Raw genomic sequence first — 16187 nt, 5'->3', positions numbered from 1 at the left:
TTGTAAATTTTATTCTTCTAAATTTTCCAGTGCGGTCTGGGAGTTTTCTACCAGACTCTGCGGAAGGTCTTTCTTATTTTTTATCCCCAAAGATTTCAGCTTTTGGGTTTGGATCACCAAATTGTCATTTCCTGTTGAAAGCTGCTTGTAAGCATCATTATAAACGTTTTTCGCCTGATCTAGATTTTTTCCTACTTTTTCCAGATTTTCGATAAAACCTACGAATTTATCATACAGTTTTGCCCCTCTTTCCGCAATTTCCATAGAATTTCTGTTCTGGTATTCGCGTTTCCAGAGATCGGCAATCAGTTTTAAAGAAGTAATCAGATTGCTTGGATTTAAAAGCAGAACTCTTCTTTCGTAGGCAAAATTCCAAAGATTCTGGTCTGCCTGCATTGCTGCAATATAAGCCGGTTCGCTTGGAATAAACATCATCACGAAATCCAGAGATTTTCCGTAATCATCATATGCTTTTTGACTAAGCTGGGTAATGTGATTTTTAATAGAAGATAAATGCTGATTGAGTTTCATTAAATAAACATCCTGATCGGTTTCGTCTACCAGTTCGGTAAAAGCTGTGAGCGAAACTTTAGAATCTATGATAACATTTCTTTCATCGGGATATTTTATAACGGCATCGGGGCGCATTTTTTTACCGGAAAATTCTGAGAACAATGCTTTGTTGTCTTCATCACGAAGTTCATGTTCAAGGAAATATTCTCTACCTTTTACCAGTCCGGATTTTTCCAGAATGCTTTCGAGGATCATTTCTCCCCAGTTTCCCTGCGTTTTGCTTTCGCCTTTCAGAGCTCTCGTCAGTTTTTTCGCATCTTCAGAAATCTGCTGATTCAGTTCTGCTAATTCTTTTACTTTTTCGGCAAGAGAAAAACGCTCTTTGTTTTCCTTTTCGTAGGCTTCATTCACGCGGTTTTTCAATTCCACGATTCTTTCCTGAAATGGTTCAAGGATGGTTTTAAGGTTGTTTTGATTTAAGGTGGTGAATTTTTCCGTCTTTTCTTCAAGGATTTTATTGGCTAGATTTTCAAACTGCAATTTAGATTCTTCCTGAATTTTTGCGATCTCTTCTTTCTGCGTCTGCAAAGATTTCTGTAAGCTTTCGTTAATCGCGGAAAGCTCGGAGTTTTTTGCAAACAAAGTCTGTTTTTCTGTTAAAAGATTTTCGATCTGAAGATTCTGTTTCGCATTAAATTCTTTCTGTTCGGAAAACTGAGTGTTTAAAGAAGCGTATTCCGCAGAAATTTTGGCAAATTCATTTTTCAGATCATTCAGAAGGTCGCTCTGCTGTGCATTGATTTCTTTTTCCCTGCTGATATTTTGTGTTAATTCCTGAATTTTCTGATTGGAATTTTCTAAATCGGAACTGTTTTTAATGTGTAAATTATTGAGTTCATCGTAAGAATTCCTCGAAACGGTAGAAGATTTCTGGGCGAAGTATAAAATAACCGCACCAAGAATTCCTCCGGCTATAAATCCTATAATTAAATATGTCATCTCCATTTTTCAAAATTACAAAAAGGAAAATTGATTTCTTTTATGGAAAACCGTAAGTTTTATTTTAGGAATTATTTTTTAGCCGCAAAAGGTTTAAAAGATCGTTATAATATTGATTGTACGTTTATTAACCTAAAGCTTCGACAGGCTCAGCTTGACATCGCTAGAAATTAAGCGTTTAGTATTAGAGGTTTCACACTGAGCTTGTCGAAGTGCCTGTTATAAATAATTGATTTTCATTTCAGTGCATAGTAATAGGTTGTTTAACGGATATTCAATTATAATATGTTGATTACGATATTCAAAGCTTTTGGTGTAATAAAAAATTAAAAATGTTTTGTGATATTGTTGTTAAAAATTAATCATCTAAAAATGTTAGTTTTTCGGAAAAGATATTTGCAGGATCAATTTGTTTTCCGTTATTTCATCTTTTCAAATCAAAAATAAGTTTCATGAAATTCTTAAGCATTGCGGCCATTATGTTTTCAGCCTTGTTTTCCGCACAGGATTTTGCCAATTATACGAAATATGAAAAGCAAAATCGGGAAGTTGTAGCCAAAAAAACGGCTCCAAATTCTGTTTTTATGGGAGATTCTATTACGGAAGGCTGGTTTTCCACAGATCCATCATTTTTTACAAAAAATAATTTTGTCGGAAGAGGGATCAGCGGACAGGTAACTTCGCAGATGCTTTTAAGATTCCGTGAAGATGTGATCAATTTAAAACCAAAAAGAGTCATTATTCTTGCCGGAACCAATGATATTGCCGAAAATCAGGGGCCGATTTCTCTGGATAAAGTTTTCGGAAATATTGTTTCGATGGTGGAGCTCGCAAAAGCGAATAATATTAAAGTGGTGCTTTGTTCGGTGCTTCCTGCTTACGATTTCGGCTGGAGAAAAGATATGCATCCTGCGGAAAAAGTAATTGCCCTGAATACAATGATTGAAGCGTATGCGAAAAAGAACAATATTCCGTACGTGGATTATCATTCCGAAATGAAAGATTCCCGAAACGGACTGGATAAGATCTACACCGAAGACGAAATTCATCCTACGGCAAAAGGCTACGAAAAGATGGAAGCTATTCTTATGAAAAAGCTGGGTAAAAACTAAGAATCTTATTTGGATCGGATTAAATTAATGGTAAGGTTACATAAGAAACTTAAACATTTTTGGTGGAGGCTAAAATTTCTATGTTTTTTACCACGTCATTGCTTTCACATTTTTTCAATTCCTTTAATAAAGAAGGAGTGAGGATTTTAGGATTCAAAATTTGGGTGGCAACTTTTGCTGCTGCATAATCAACAATTCCGATCACGTTCTCGCGTAGGAAATTTGGCGTATTTGACGCGATAACGGCAGTTGCCCATGAAGTATCTCTCGCTTTTGAAATGGCAAAATCCAAAATAACGTTGTCTTTTCCGTTGGAAAGTTTGTCAATTAATTCTACTGGATAACAAATCATGTTTAAAGAATCCTGAACTTTCTGGTTAATGGAAGCAATCACATTGTTGATGTTTTCAAAATCTTTTTTCAGCGGATTGATTTTTCGGTAGGGCATAATGGATGCAGCGGAAATTCCCAGATCGAGATTGATGTGTGCATTCATGCCTAAGAAAATGTGCTGTAAGATGAGCAGATTTTTGTTTTTTGCGGCTTCAAAAGCGATAAACCAGGAGTTGGTGCATTTTTGTCCTTTCGAATAAGCTTCCCAAGCTTCAAGATAACGTGTGGCAAAAGCAATATCCAGTACAGTCATTCTCGGATTGTCTTCAAATTTTTTCTGCTGAATTCCTTTCAGAACCTGCGCCGTCATAATTCTGTAGGTACAGGCAAAATATCCGACCGGACTTTGATTTTCTTTCGCCCAGATAATGATTTCGTCTAATTTTTTCAGAACTTCTTCAATGGTTTTCATGATGTTTTGTTTTTTATAAAGATAAGAAAACCTTGTGTAAATTTTTGTGTAAAAATATTTTGTATATTTAAATCTCCACAAAAGGAATTATTATAGAGGTGTCCGAAAATCTTAAGAGTAGGAGCAAATTAAACAAAATACTATGAAAAATTTAAAGTCTTTAAACAGAAAAGAGCTGAAAGCAATTGCAGGTGGCGCTTATGAAAACTGCCAAGTTCCTTTAGAATACGGAGTCTGTAATCCGGGATATACCTTCTGCAGTAATCCTTATTGTTGTGTACTTGCGCGTAAACCTTACATTTGCATTGATTATTAGAAAAAGCTGGCTGTCATAATTTTGACAGCCAGTTTTTTATTTTTCGTAATACGTTATCTGAATTTTATTATCATGAACTTTCATAATTCCTTTTTGGGGATGTTGGAAATATAATTCAAGATCATTCTCTGCTTTTTTAACAATAATGGGTTCTGAATAAAAAATCTTTTCAGGAAGTTCAGTTGCTGTTTCAAACCGGTTATTTTTTAATTCCGAAATGGTTGTTTTTGTTCCGTCAATACCTGAAATTATTGAATACAGTTTTTGTTATAAACGAAACTTGATACGATGAGAACTCTTGTTGTATCAAGAATTTTTTTTGTTCCTAAAGTTGATTCTGATTCATATTCGCGAGTTATAATATCAGGATGATAAACCGGAATTTTTTGTGTTGTTGCCATTTTTTCAGGATCTGCAATTTCAAGAATCTCTGAAAATCCCATCATATGCGCCAAAGAATTCGAAACGTAATATTTTCCGTTTATTTTATTTACAGAAACAGGGCAGGTTGCCACTGCATAATGAATGACATTGTTTTGTCTGTTTTTAAAATAAACAGTTCCTCCCCATTCACCGGAGCAGCTTTTCCGCACTTCGTATTTTTCATCTTTATAAAGTAATCCGGAAAAGTTGGTTTCCTCTTCTTTTAAATGCTTAAGTTCATTAATAATATTTTTTGAAACATGATTTATTTTTACTTCAAATACGGAAGATTTATTCTTGCAGTTGATTAATGATAGTAACAATAAAACGAAAGATAGTTTTCTCATTAAGACTATGATTAGAAATCGTCTTTTTATATTTATTGGAAGCGTTCCGTTTTTTTAATTAAAAACTAAAATAATTCTTCATAATTATTTTACTCTTTTATTCTTAAAAATTCCTTCGCCAGTTCAATCATTTTAGGATCTCCGGTATATTTTCCATGTTCATCGGATAATTTTACGGTTGGAATCCATTCTTTGTTCGGAGCCTGAACGCCGATAAGTTTCATGACAATATTCATTGGCTTTAAGCCGACATCGTTGGTAAGATTAGTTCCGATTCCGAAAGAAACTCCGATTTTTCCTTTGCAGTAATTGGTGATTTCTTCTACTTTTTCAAGATTTAAACCGTCTGAAAAAATAATGTATTTAAATAGCGGATTAATGCCGTGTCTTTCATAATGGGCAATGGTTTTATCTGCAAATTCCAGAGGATCGCCGCTGTCGTGACGAACACCGTCGAAGAGTTTCGCAAACTTTTTATCAAACTGCTGAAAGAAAACATCTGTTGTGTAGGTGTCTGAAAGCGCAACTCCCAAATCTCCACGGTAAACATCCACCCAATGTTCCAGAGCCAGTTCGTTTGCCATTTTAAAACCGTATTCTGCTGCGTGGAACATAAACCATTCATGAGCATGGGTTCCGATAGGTTTTACACCGTATTTCATGGCGAAATGTACATTAGAAGAACCGATGAATGTAGAGTCTTTCTTTTGTGTTAAAGCTTCCATAACCAGATTCTGAACTTTATGAGAGTGTCTTCTGCGGGTTCCGAATTCTGCGAAATTAACGCCCAGTTTTGCCAGTGTTTCAGCTTTTTCCAATGTTTTGTTCATCACCACTTCATTAGAGTCTCTTTCCATGTGGTTCATTTCGTAGTGAAGCTCGCTGATAAGAGCTAATAATGGGACTTCCCAAAGTATCGTTCGGTACCATAATCCCTCAACGGTTACGGAAAGATCGTTTCCTTCCTGATGAATTTTAACTTCGGAAGGATCATAATGATAACCTTCAAGGAAATCAAGATAGGGAAGATCAATATAAGGGCAGGTTCTTGCCATGAACTTTTTTTCGTCTTTTGTCAGCTTAAGTTCTGCCATTTTATTAACCGCTTCTCTTAAGGCAATATCGAAACCTTCAGGAAACTGATGTTTTCCACGGTTAATGAATTCATATTTTACCACAGAACTTGGGAATAATTTTACTACCGCATTCTGCATCGTTATTTTATAAAAGTCGTTATCTAGGATAGAGTTTAATCGTACGTTGTGCATAATTGTGTAATTTGTACGCGAATATAGTTATTAAAAATAAAATCACCTAAATGTAAGGTGATTTTTTTAAATTTTCCGGATATTTTTTCTTTCTTTACTTTCCAAGATAGGAGTTGTACATCCAAACTTCTTTTTCCTGTTCTGTAATATAATCGCTCATTTGCGAGTTGGTTCCTTCATCTCCTGCTTTTTCCGTCATATCCAAAAGTTCTCTCTGAAGATCAATTACCACTTTAAATGAATTTAAAATGTTTTCAACACTTTTTGTAGCATCGCTTACTTCCACGCTTTCTTTTATGGTTGATACTTTCAGGTAATCTGAATAATTGTGAGCCGGTGTAGCACCCAATGTTAAAATTCTTTCTGCAATTTCATCAATCTTTAAAACAAGACTATTATAAAGCTCTTCAAATTTTGGGTGAAGGGTAAAGAACTGATCTCCTTTAATGTTCCAGTGAGAGCCTCTTGTATTCTGATAAAATACAGAATAGTTAGCTAAAAGAATATTTAATTTTTCTGAAATCTTTTTGCAGTCGGTTTCTTTAAGACCGATAATGTTGGCGTTTTTCATATCTCTATTGTAGTTTATTTTTCTGTAACAATATTAAGTAAATATTGTGCCGAAAATGCGGTTTCGTGATTGATGATACTTATCTTTGATATTTTTAGAATGAATTTAAATATAATAATCTTTGCATTCTAATTTGCAACATCAGTTTCATGAAGTTCTTCTGTATACATATTATATATTAAATCAAAAATTGTAGTCGATGCTACTTATTTTAACAATATCCATTTCAATTAATAAAAATAATCTTAATAAACTTAAATAGAATGTAAGGAATTTTAAGTGGAACCGAAACGTACAAGTCACAATCGTGGATTAAACCGTAAGTATCTGTTAATTAAATTTTAAATAAAAATATTATTTCTATATAACTGCTTGTTAATTAAAAAAATATTACTATTTTTGCACCCTAAAATAAAAAGCAATTAAATGCCTACTATTCAACAATTAGTAAGAAAAGGAAGAGCCACGCTTGCCAAGAAGAGCAAATCGGCTGCCCTAGATTCTTGTCCACAAAGACGTGGTGTATGTACGAGAGTATATACTACTACACCTAAGAAACCTAACTCTGCACTAAGAAAAGTTGCAAGGGTAAGACTTTCTAACGGTAAAGAAGTGAATGCCTATATCCCGGGCGAAGGACACAATCTTCAGGAGCACTCGATAGTATTGGTTAGAGGCGGAAGGGTGAAAGACCTACCGGGAGTACGTTACCACATCGTAAGAGGTGCATTAGACACTGCAGGTGTAAATGGAAGAACGCAGAGAAGATCGAAGTACGGAGCTAAGAGACCTAAACCAGGTCAGGCACCAGCTGCACCAGCAAAAGGAAAGAAAAAATAATCATTAAATAAGGTACAGAAACAATGAGAAAGACGAAAGCGAAAAAAAGACCGTTGTTACCAGATCCAAAATTTAATGATCAGTTGGTAACGAGATTCGTAAACAATTTAATGCTTGACGGTAAGAAGTCAATCGCATTCAAAATTTTCTATGATGCGTTGGATATCGTAGAAACTAAAAAAGGAGATTCTGAAAAAACAGCCCTTGAAATCTGGAAAGATGCATTAACAAATGTTATGCCTCACGTAGAAGTACGTTCTAGAAGAGTAGGTGGAGCTAACTTCCAGATCCCAATGCCAATCAGAGCAGATAGAAAAATTTCTATGGCAATGAAATGGTTAATTAGCTACTCTAAAAAGAGAAATGATAAGTCTATGGCTTTAAAATTAGCTAATGAGGTAGTAGCTGCTTCAAGAGAAGAAGGTGCTGCTTTCAAAAAGAAAACAGATACTCACAAAATGGCGGAAGCAAACAAAGCTTTCTCACACTTCAAATTCTAATCTGAAATGGGAAGAGATCTTAAATTTACAAGAAATATTGGTATTGCTGCTCACATTGATGCAGGTAAGACTACCACTACAGAAAGGATTTTATTCTATACAGGTGTAAACCACAAAATTGGAGAGGTTCACGATGGTGCTTCTACAATGGACTGGATGGAACAGGAAGCAGAAAGAGGTATTACGATTACTTCTGCTGCAACTACTTGTAACTGGAATTTCCCAACAGATCAAGGTAAGAAATTACCTGAAACAAAACCTTACCACTTCAACATTATCGATACACCGGGACACGTTGACTTCACTGTAGAAGTAAACAGATCTTTGAGAGTATTGGACGGTTTGGTATTCTTATTCTCTGCAGTAGATGGAGTAGAGCCTCAGTCTGAAACAAACTGGAGATTGGCTGACAACTACAAAGTTGCGAGAATGGGATTCGTAAACAAAATGGACAGACAGGGTGCTGACTTCTTGAACGTTGTAAAACAAGTAAAAGAAATGTTAGGATCTAATGCAGTTCCAATCGTTTTACCAATCGGTGCTGAAGAAGATTTCAAAGGGGTTGTAGACTTAATTAAGAACAGAGCGATCATCTGGGATGAAGCAGGACAAGGTGCTACTTATGAAGTAGTTCCGATTCCTGAAGACATGAAGGATGAAGTTCTTGAATATAGAGAGAAATTAGTAGAAGCTGTAGCGGATTATGATGAGACTTTGATGGAGAAATTCTTCGAAGATCCTGATTCAATTTCTGAAGAGGAAATCAACGAAGCATTAAGAAAAGCGACTATCGATCTTTCTATCATTCCAATGACTTGTGGATCTTCTTTCAAAAACAAAGGAGTACAGTTCATGCTTGATGCTGTTTGTAAATATCTTCCTTCTCCATTGGATAAGGACAATATCAAAGGAACAGATCCAAGAACTGACGCTGATATCGAAAGAAAACCATCTGTTGAGGAGCCTTTCGCTGCATTAGCTTTCAAAATTGCTACTGACCCGTTCGTAGGTAGATTAGCATTCTTCAGAGCTTATTCAGGAAGATTGGATGCTGGTTCTTATGTACTAAACACAAGATCTGGTAACAAGGAAAGAATCTCAAGAATCTATCAGATGCACGCAAACAAGCAAAATCCGGTTGAGTATATCGAGGCTGGAGATATTGGTGCTGCTGTAGGATTTAAAGATATTAAAACAGGAGATACATTATCTGATGAAAAGAACCCAATCGTTCTTGAATCAATGATCTTCCCAGATCCGGTAATCGGTATCGCTGTTGAGCCTAAAACGAAAGCTGACCAGGATAAAATGGGTAACGCTTTAGCTAAATTAGCTGAAGAAGATCCAACATTCCAGGTTAAGACAGACGAGGCTTCAGGACAAACTATTATCTCAGGTATGGGTGAGCTTCACTTGGATATCATCGTAGACCGTATGAGAAGAGAGTTCAAAGTAGAGGTTAACCAAGGTCAGCCGCAAGTAGAATACAAAGAAGCTCTTACACAAAAAGCTAACCACAGAGAAGTTTACAAAAAACAGTCTGGAGGTAGAGGTAAATTCGCGGATATCGTATTCGAAATCGGTCCTGCAGACGAAGGTAAAACAGGTCTTGAATTCATCAACGAAATTAAAGGAGGTAACATTCCTAAGGAATTTGTTCCTTCAGTTGAAAAAGGATTCAGAGAAGCAATGAAGAACGGTCCTTTAGCTGGATTTGAGGTAGAATCTATGAAGATTACATTGAAAGATGGATCTTACCACCAGGTTGACTCGGATCAGTTATCTTTCGAATTGGCTGCGAAGCTAGGTTTCAAAGAATCTGGTAGAGCTGCTAAAGCGGTTATCATGGAACCAATCATGAAGCTTGAAGTAGTAACTCCTGAAGAGTACATGGGTGATATCGTAGGTGACCTTAACAGAAGAAGAGGTACTGTAAACGGTATGGACGACAGAAACAACGCTAAAGTTATCAAAGCTTTCGTTCCACTATCTGAAATGTTTGGTTATGTAACTTCTCTTAGAACGTTATCTTCAGGTAGAGCAACATCTTCTATGGAATTCGAGAAATACGAAGCTGCTCCTACAAACGTTGCTGAAGAAGTAATCGCTAAGGCTAAAGGTTAATATTAAATTAGATTAAAATGTCACAAAGAATCAGAATAAAACTTAAATCTTACGATTACAACTTGGTAGATAAATCTGCAGAGAAAATCGTAAAAACGGTAAAGGCTACTGGTGCTGTTGTAAACGGACCAATTCCATTGCCAACCAACAAGAGAATCTTCACAGTGTTGAGATCTCCACACGTAAACAAGAAAGCAAGAGAGCAGTTCCAGTTATCAGCTCACAAGAGATTGATGGATATCTACTCTTCTTCTTCTAAAACTGTTGATGCTCTAATGAAGTTAGAACTTCCTTCAGGTGTAGATGTTGAAATTAAAGTGTGATAATTGCATACTTTGCAATGATTATATAAAATCCGTTCCTTTCGGGGAGCGGATTTTTTTATGTATTGTCATATTTTGTTTTTGGAAACAAGCCATACAATATAAATAAAACTCATGCCCTTTTAACTTATCTTTAAACGCAGTTTTTTCGGCGGAGTTTTTGATGTTTAAAAAGTATTAATATCAAGAAAAATGGCAACTTCAGACAAAAGTTTTTTCGAAAAATTTTCAGACTGGGCAACAAAATTTACAGGAAGTTCCTACGCCTTCATCGGAGCAACCTTAATCGTTATTATCTGGGGTGCTTCAGGACCGATTTTTAAGTACTCCGAAACATGGCAGCTCGTAATTAATACCGGAACAACCATCATCACATTCCTGATGGTATTTTTAATTCAGAAGGCACAGAATAAAGACTCGAAAGCCATTCAGATCAAATTAAATGAACTGATCGCCGCGAATGAAAAAGCCAGCAACAGAATTGTGGATATTGAAGATCTAACGGAGAAAGAACTCGATCAGCTCCATTGTTACTATGAAAAACTGGCAGATTTTGCAGAAGAAGATGAAGATATCCATTCTTCACATTCTATTGATGCTGCCAAAAGAAATCAGGATCGGAAGCATGATGCTTTCCGAAAAAAACATGAAGAGTGGTTGCAACAGCAAAAAGAAAATAAAAAAAAGGAATCGATCTGATTCCTTTTTTTATTGAATACTATTTCATAAAATACCCGAAATAAGAACAGCTTCCCATTAAATTTCTGGCAGTCTCCGTATCTGCATATTGCGTTTTCAGCATGGCAAAATACGTTCTGTATTTCTGATTTTTAATCTGATCTAACTGCTTTTGGAAAGCATCCGTTTTCTCGCTCCATTTTGGATCCGAGTAGTCTACGTTCGAAGGATTTTTAGTTTCATACTGATAATATTTCCCCTGTTCCGCACTTGCCATCTGAAACAGAATTCTTGCTTTCTGTTCTTTATCCGTTGATGTATTCAATGCTTTTTTATAATAATTAATTGCCAGATCAAAATTATCAGGTTCAATAAAAGTAGTATTTGTAAAGTTCTTGTAGTAGTACTGATACGGCGTTTCACTGTCGGTGCTCCAGAAATTATATTTTCCGCCATTCGTATTGTCAACATCCATCACAAATAACTGTCTGTAATATCCCAAAGAAGAAGTATTGTAAAGAAGATTTCCAATGAGCTGATTGGCTTTTGTTGATCTTTCGTCCTTACCGCTTCCTATTTTTTTAAGCTGAATTAAAGCATCTGCCAATTCAAGTTTATTCATCATAGGTTTAATGAAAGAAAACTGAGAAAAATCTTCCTTCACCATACTTTCTTCTGGCGCACTCTGATAACTTTCCCAAACATTATGCCCGAAAACAAGATCCGAAATACTTCGGAAACCATTGTATTCTGAAGCTCCGTATTGATGAGGCGTTTTTTTCTGAGAATTCCCGTCCCAGTCATAATTGATTCTAGGAATTCCTGTGAAATTCTGAGCTTTTGTGTAGTATGATTTAGCCTTCTCAAAATCTGCCTGTCTCATGGCTCTGTCACCATAAATAACGGCAAAAAAGGCATCGATATTTCCTACATCATCAATATTTTTAGCAATAATCTGTTCCTCGAATTTCGTTTTGTTCGGCTTTCTGTAAAAATCTTCCACACTTTTTACCAGACTGGAGTTGGGATTGTACTGAAGATCAGAAAGCGTATTGCTCATCAGGAAAGATTTTCCGTCTTCACCCTGCAGGAAATATCGGTTGGCAAGAACATCTTTCAGGAAATCTTTTGTAGAAGGAGCCTCACCATAATAATCATATTCTGTTTCCGTACTGTCTTTTTTAGGCTCTTCCGGTTTATCCACAAAATATTCAGCATAATCTTTCATTAAATGATCTTCGAAATCCGCATCAATTTTAGGCTGGGAAACAATGTCATTCAGAACTTTCATTCTTTTAATCTGTTCCTGATATTCGGGATTGCTGGTTTGAATGTCTGATAAGATCTCCGTACTGGCTTTATAATCTTTCTTAAGGAACTTCAGATAAGCATCTGCAATCTGCCAGTATTCGTCCTTAGATTTTTCTTTTGTTTTGCTTGTGAATTTTTCCAGATCATCTAAGAAATCTTTCGTCTGATCGTCATAGTAATAATTATTCTTGTTGAAAACCGGAATTCTGTTCGGGTTGTCCAGCAATTCATCATCGCTTTGATCTGCTTTCATTTCAGTACTCGTTTTATCTTTAACTCCGAATAACTTCTTAAAAAAGCGCACGATTTTCTGCCAGAACGATATTTTTTCCTCTTTTGGAGCTTCCGCAACTTCAGTTTTTGGCTGATCCGCTGTAGTGTTTGCAGAAACTTTTACCGCAGTTTTTTCATTATTGTTGGTGTAATAATAAATCGGAAGATAGTTTCTTTCCAGTTCATTGATGCTTCTCACCGCCATCACTTTCAGAATTTCAGAATCAGGATCTATTTCAAACATTTTTTCCATGATCGGAATCGGATTGTTGAAATCCTCATAGCCTAAAAGAAAATAAGCCATGTTTTTTTCTTCATTTGTTCCCGCTCTTTTCATAATATTATTAAAAGAAGCAGTGTCCGAAAGTTTCATAGACACGAAGGCAGATTCTTTGCGGCTTTTACTGTTCATAAAAACCTGAAAGAAATTCCAGTTGGCATCACTTTTCAGATCCAGTCCGCGTTGTGCGCCCGCCAATTGATCGAGAGCCATAAAATAGGTTGCTCCTCTTAATTTTATGGGTTCAACATAATTCTTGAAAGCTTCAACCGCTGCTTCGTAATTTCTTGTGTAATGGTTGAAACGCACCAACTGATATCCGTAACGCTGTTTGATTTCAGGATTTTTTGCCGCATTGTAAAGAGAGGTTAATGCCGTGATGGTTTTATTGTAATCAAGATTTGTTGCATTTTGGGAACTTTCGCTTTCACGGTAATAAAAAGAATCCGGACTTTCAACATAGTTGATTTTCATGTACGGTTCAAGATATTTTGCCTCAATAAGATAATCAATCGCTTCCTTATATTTAGAATAGAAACCAAATCCGAGTTTCGTAAGAAGCTGATTGTTCGTGCTGCCATTTTTCAGAGCATTCAGATCATTGATGTTCATTTTATTCACCAGATAATCTGTCTCCGCAAAAGTTAGTTGATTATTAAAGAATTTTTTCCAGGCATCCACATTTTCATTAGGAATCTGGGACTGTTTAAAATCAGTATAAAATCTGGTGGAATAGCTGTGAAGAAAAGGCAGGTAAGATTTATCCTTGATGATACTCTGCGTAAACAGATTGAAATATTCATAATCCGGATCAGACCATGCGCATGCTTCAGTTTTACTGTAAAAAAGCGATAGAACCGCAAGCGAAAGAAAATACTTTTTCATTTTGTTAATGGTGTTTTTTTAAGTTTATAATTTTAATGAATGTATGTTTAGTTGAAATAAATCTTACGCCGTTTCGTTTAAAAATCTGTAAGAGTTATCTTTTTAAGCATAATGCAATTTACGCAGAATTTTAATTGAATTTACAAGCTAAAGTTCTGACCTGTAACAAATTTACTGTCTAGCTGATAATAAATCATAGTAAAGTTGTTTATTTTTTTCTCCAGAAAACGGATAACTTCCTGAAGCTGCTCATCTGAAATTTCTTCAATTTTAATTCTGAAACCTTTGTTCAGATAACTTCCGAAATAAAATCCGTCCTTCTGTATTTCAATTTCTGTGTCGGATATCCTTTTAAAATCGGGGTTTTTAAGATCCTTTTCAGATAAAGCATTAATCAGTTTATGTTTTCCCAAATGATTGGTGACAATTCCCCACGAATAAATTGGTAAGGCAACCTCAATCTTTTTAACAGGATAATCTTCCAGCTTAGAAAGGTAATTTTTGAGTGTACTCACATCCAAAATAGAATTTTTATCAGAATTTTCCAGTGGTGAAGAAGTGGAGTAGCACATGAGAAAAACCTTATCAACCGGTGGAACTCCCATGATATTTTTATCTTTTACCTGATGAAGACGAAGTGTACAGGTTACCGATTTTTTAGAAACTTCCTTTAATTTTTTCAGAAATTTAAAATAATCACCGCGGGTTCCTGCAGTCCAGTCGCAGTCAATTTGTATTTTATTGCCGGTCTTCAACTGATATTCTGAAGTCTTCTTTTTAATTAAATCATTAATGCTTGCTGCAAGAAACTGTATTTCCTCATTGGTAATGTTGAGAAAAGTCCGGTTCGTGATGAAAACAGTTGGAACAACAGTTTTGTCGGTACTGAAACTCTGATCCTTTGTAATAACTCCGACAGGCTGAAACTTCCCGTCCAATTTATCAACATCAAAAAAACGCGTATATAAATAAGGATCGGTTGCTTTTTGTAAAACGTCTTTCTCTGTTTTGTCTAAAGCCAAACGGGTTTTCCAGTAATAAAAAGTGTACGGATGAGACTGTTTTTTACCACAGGAAATAACGAGAAATAAAATTAACAGAAGTTGAGAAGCTTTCATCATTGGTATAATATTCCTGAGCATTCGCAATTTGTTTTTTCCATTTCAGAAACAGGACAGCAATCATCGGATCTTTTCACTTTTCCGTTTTCATCGGTCAGATAAATTTTTTCTTTATCGAATTTCACGTAAAATGTTTCATTATAAGTTTTGAAATAAACCTTCATTACTTTCGGGTTATATTTTCCGGCATTGATCTCTTCTTTGTTTTCCGTTCCGTCTGCCTGATTGATCTGTATAAAACCGAAATAGACATCGCCGTTATCTTTGATGTTAATATAATAACTGGGCGTTCCTGATCCGTTAGCTCCGTTTTCTATGATAAAATCTCTTTTCCCGAAAAACGGAACTTTCGACTGTGCAAATGACAGGAAGCCTAAAAGAAGTGTGAGTAGAAATAAAAGTTTTTTCACAAGTGAATTTTTCCCAAAATTAAAAATATCCTATCAAAAATTACACCGTAAAATCACGGTAATTACTTTTATACAAGATTTTGTAAAGTTTAATTTTACTCTTTGTTTAACTTAGCGATGAAACTAAACGCAAAGAAAGACAAAGAAATTGAAATTATTAACACCGTAGATTTAGATAAGCAAAGGCATTTCACTTATTTTCGAAAAACAAAATTTTTTTAATAAAAGCAAAAAACCACCTCAAAAAGAGATGGTTTGTACATCACTAACAATTAATTTTTAAAATACCGTTGCAGCTAATTGAATTCTTGCGAACTTATTGGAAGGATTCCACATTGCCATCATGGAAACAGGCAGGCTGTAATGATCTGTGATTTTTACCGTTTTACCTGCCTTCACGCCTACATTTACAATATCAAAACTGTTTTCTCCGTTTCCGTAAAGAAATCTTTTATCATTTAACGCAAATCCGGCTCCTACAAACGCGTCCAGATTTACTTTTTTATCTTTAATGACAGGATAACTCGCCTGAATATATGTTGAATATTTATTCTTTTTATACGTTCCGTCAGATTCCAGAACCACTTCTCCCGCATTAGCTCCTCCATACAGCATAATGTCTGCTTCAATATTTAAAGGAAAAGAAGCACCAAATGTATAATTCGTTCTTAAATCGATAATATGCGCTGTTCTCCTGTTGGAATAATTAAAAATATCTTCCGAAGCCACCGCAGTGTTTATATTTCTTGAATTAAATAAATCCCACAATCCAATATAAAATCTTCCGTTGGAAAATTGTACATAGTAATTGATTTCTTTATAATGCGTATTGTCTTTGTCGTCCGTTAAAGCAGATGCGCCCCAAATCCCGACCTTCCATTTTTTTTCTTTATCCAGAGCGTAGGAAAGATTTCCCATAACGACTGGTTTATCGGTAATTATTAAACCTCTCCAAAGATGGTTATTCTGAATGTTTGCGGTAAAATCCAGTCTGCTTTCTTCCTTTGTTTCTGTGTTTTCTTGGGCAAAAAGATTCCCTGTACCTGATAAAATCAGGCATAAATAGATTAGTTTTTTCATAAAAAAAG

General features: G+C 35.4%; 16 protein-coding genes. 7 read left to right on the top strand and 9 right to left on the bottom strand.

Translation table 11 applies throughout. The features are described from left to right. Positions 1 to 9: 9 nt before the first annotated feature. On the bottom strand, positions 10 to 1518 hold the full coding sequence (gene rmuC / locus QWT87_RS08390; RefSeq protein WP_407933584.1) for a DNA recombination protein RmuC: 1509 nt from the start codon (positions 1516 to 1518) through the stop codon (positions 10 to 12). 446 nt (positions 1519 to 1964) lie between these two features. On the opposite strand from rmuC, the gene QWT87_RS08385 reads away from it, so the two are divergent. Further along, positions 1965 to 2624, top strand: coding sequence for an SGNH/GDSL hydrolase family protein (locus tag QWT87_RS08385; protein WP_288462043.1), 660 nt, complete (start codon positions 1965 to 1967; stop codon positions 2622 to 2624). 49 nt (positions 2625 to 2673) lie between these two features. Here the strand turns inward: QWT87_RS08385 and QWT87_RS08380 are convergent, their stop codons facing one another. Next, positions 2674 to 3429 carry a DUF5995 family protein gene (locus QWT87_RS08380; RefSeq protein ID WP_302715669.1) on the bottom strand — a complete coding sequence of 252 codons (756 nt, stop codon included), beginning with the start codon at positions 3427 to 3429 and terminating at the stop codon, positions 2674 to 2676. A 142-nt stretch (positions 3430 to 3571) separates the two neighbouring features. On the opposite strand from QWT87_RS08380, the gene QWT87_RS08375 reads away from it, so the two are divergent. Then, positions 3572 to 3745 (top strand): bacteriocin-like protein, encoded by a 174-nt coding sequence (locus QWT87_RS08375; RefSeq protein WP_157967225.1) that lies wholly within the window; start codon positions 3572 to 3574, stop codon positions 3743 to 3745. Positions 3746 to 3993: 248 nt separating this feature from the next. Here QWT87_RS08375 and QWT87_RS08370 read toward each other — a convergent pair whose 3' ends face one another. From QWT87_RS08370 to QWT87_RS08360, 3 genes are all read right to left on the bottom strand, one after another. Beyond that, positions 3994 to 4515 carry a hypothetical protein gene (locus tag QWT87_RS08370; RefSeq protein WP_302715668.1) on the bottom strand — a complete coding sequence of 174 codons (522 nt, stop codon included), beginning with the start codon at positions 4513 to 4515 and terminating at the stop codon, positions 3994 to 3996. An 89-nt stretch (positions 4516 to 4604) separates the two neighbouring features. Next, positions 4605 to 5783 (bottom strand): nicotinate phosphoribosyltransferase, encoded by a 1179-nt coding sequence (gene pncB / locus QWT87_RS08365; protein ID WP_116095808.1) that lies wholly within the window; start codon positions 5781 to 5783, stop codon positions 4605 to 4607. A gap of 94 nt (positions 5784 to 5877) precedes the next feature. Beyond that, entirely contained in the window at positions 5878 to 6354 is a 477-nt protein-coding gene (locus QWT87_RS08360) for a Dps family protein (protein ID WP_087706511.1), read from the bottom strand. 426 nt (positions 6355 to 6780) lie between these two features. Between QWT87_RS08360 and rpsL the strand changes: the two genes are divergently transcribed. The 5 genes from rpsL (at position 6781) to QWT87_RS08335 (ending at position 10840) form a co-directional block, all read left to right on the top strand. After that, positions 6781 to 7194 carry a 30S ribosomal protein S12 gene (gene rpsL, locus QWT87_RS08355; protein ID WP_027381287.1) on the top strand — a complete coding sequence of 138 codons (414 nt, stop codon included), beginning with the start codon at positions 6781 to 6783 and terminating at the stop codon, positions 7192 to 7194. A gap of 23 nt (positions 7195 to 7217) precedes the next feature. Further along, the gene (gene rpsG, locus QWT87_RS08350) at positions 7218 to 7694 is read left to right on the top strand and encodes a 30S ribosomal protein S7 (protein WP_066695920.1); all 477 of its coding nucleotides are present in this window, start codon (positions 7218 to 7220) and stop codon (positions 7692 to 7694) included. A 6-nt stretch (positions 7695 to 7700) separates the two neighbouring features. Next, positions 7701 to 9818, top strand: coding sequence for an elongation factor G (fusA, locus tag QWT87_RS08345; RefSeq protein ID WP_087706507.1), 2118 nt, complete (start codon positions 7701 to 7703; stop codon positions 9816 to 9818). A gap of 17 nt (positions 9819 to 9835) precedes the next feature. Then, a complete protein-coding gene (rpsJ, locus tag QWT87_RS08340; protein WP_002661363.1) occupies positions 9836 to 10141 on the top strand; it encodes a 30S ribosomal protein S10 in 306 nt (101 codons plus the stop codon). Between the two features lie 192 nt (positions 10142 to 10333). After that, positions 10334 to 10840 carry a low affinity iron permease family protein gene (locus QWT87_RS08335; protein ID WP_302715663.1) on the top strand — a complete coding sequence of 169 codons (507 nt, stop codon included), beginning with the start codon at positions 10334 to 10336 and terminating at the stop codon, positions 10838 to 10840. A 19-nt stretch (positions 10841 to 10859) separates the two neighbouring features. Here the strand turns inward: QWT87_RS08335 and QWT87_RS08330 are convergent, their stop codons facing one another. The 4 genes from QWT87_RS08330 to QWT87_RS08315 all read right to left on the bottom strand — a co-directional run bounded on the left by QWT87_RS08330 (position 10860) and on the right by QWT87_RS08315 (position 16179). Then, positions 10860 to 13568 carry a hypothetical protein gene (locus QWT87_RS08330; RefSeq protein ID WP_302715662.1) on the bottom strand — a complete coding sequence of 903 codons (2709 nt, stop codon included), beginning with the start codon at positions 13566 to 13568 and terminating at the stop codon, positions 10860 to 10862. Positions 13569 to 13708: 140 nt separating this feature from the next. Then, positions 13709 to 14686, bottom strand: coding sequence for a hypothetical protein (locus QWT87_RS08325; RefSeq protein ID WP_302715691.1), 978 nt, complete (start codon positions 14684 to 14686; stop codon positions 13709 to 13711). Beyond that, complete coding sequence (locus QWT87_RS08320; RefSeq protein ID WP_302715661.1) at positions 14686 to 15099, bottom strand: hypothetical protein; 414 nt, start codon at positions 15097 to 15099, stop codon at positions 14686 to 14688. The genes QWT87_RS08325 and QWT87_RS08320 overlap by 1 nt, the downstream gene beginning before the upstream one ends. Positions 15100 to 15378: 279 nt before the next feature. Continuing rightward, the gene (locus QWT87_RS08315) at positions 15379 to 16179 is read right to left on the bottom strand and encodes a hypothetical protein (RefSeq protein WP_302715659.1); all 801 of its coding nucleotides are present in this window, start codon (positions 16177 to 16179) and stop codon (positions 15379 to 15381) included. Between the last annotated feature and the right edge of the window lie 8 nt (positions 16180 to 16187).

Source organism: Chryseobacterium urinae, from assembly GCF_030518295.1.
GTDB classification, from domain to species: domain Bacteria; phylum Bacteroidota; class Bacteroidia; order Flavobacteriales; family Weeksellaceae; genus Chryseobacterium; species Chryseobacterium mucoviscidosis.
The sequence above is the reverse complement of the archived record's forward strand: the minus strand, read 5'-3'. Positions and strand labels throughout refer to the sequence as shown.

Bases quoted from the DNA above. Each gene is read 5' to 3' on its own strand.
- rpsJ (WP_002661363.1), top strand. From the start codon at position 9,836: ATGTCACAAAGAATCAGAATAAAACTTAAATCTTACGATTACAACTTG.
- rpsL (WP_027381287.1), top strand. From the start codon at position 6,781: ATGCCTACTATTCAACAATTAGTAAGAAAAGGAAGAGCCACGCTTGCC.
- QWT87_RS08330 (WP_302715662.1), bottom strand. From the start codon at position 13,568: ATGAAAAAGTATTTTCTTTCGCTTGCGGTTCTATCGCTTTTTTACAGT.
- QWT87_RS08360 (WP_087706511.1), bottom strand. From the start codon at position 6,354: ATGAAAAACGCCAACATTATCGGTCTTAAAGAAACCGACTGCAAAAAG.
- QWT87_RS08375 (WP_157967225.1), top strand. From the start codon at position 3,572: ATGAAAAATTTAAAGTCTTTAAACAGAAAAGAGCTGAAAGCAATTGCA.
- rmuC (WP_407933584.1), bottom strand. From the start codon at position 1,518: ATGGAGATGACATATTTAATTATAGGATTTATAGCCGGAGGAATTCTT.
- QWT87_RS08325 (WP_302715691.1), bottom strand. From the start codon at position 14,686: ATGAAAGCTTCTCAACTTCTGTTAATTTTATTTCTCGTTATTTCCTGT.
- pncB (WP_116095808.1), bottom strand. From the start codon at position 5,783: ATGCACAACGTACGATTAAACTCTATCCTAGATAACGACTTTTATAAA.
- QWT87_RS08335 (WP_302715663.1), top strand. From the start codon at position 10,334: ATGGCAACTTCAGACAAAAGTTTTTTCGAAAAATTTTCAGACTGGGCA.
- QWT87_RS08385 (WP_288462043.1), top strand. From the start codon at position 1,965: ATGAAATTCTTAAGCATTGCGGCCATTATGTTTTCAGCCTTGTTTTCC.
- QWT87_RS08380 (WP_302715669.1), bottom strand. From the start codon at position 3,429: ATGAAAACCATTGAAGAAGTTCTGAAAAAATTAGACGAAATCATTATC.
- QWT87_RS08370 (WP_302715668.1), bottom strand. From the start codon at position 4,515: ATGAGAAAACTATCTTTCGTTTTATTGTTACTATCATTAATCAACTGC.
- fusA (WP_087706507.1), top strand. From the start codon at position 7,701: ATGGGAAGAGATCTTAAATTTACAAGAAATATTGGTATTGCTGCTCAC.
- QWT87_RS08315 (WP_302715659.1), bottom strand. From the start codon at position 16,179: ATGAAAAAACTAATCTATTTATGCCTGATTTTATCAGGTACAGGGAAT.
- rpsG (WP_066695920.1), top strand. From the start codon at position 7,218: ATGAGAAAGACGAAAGCGAAAAAAAGACCGTTGTTACCAGATCCAAAA.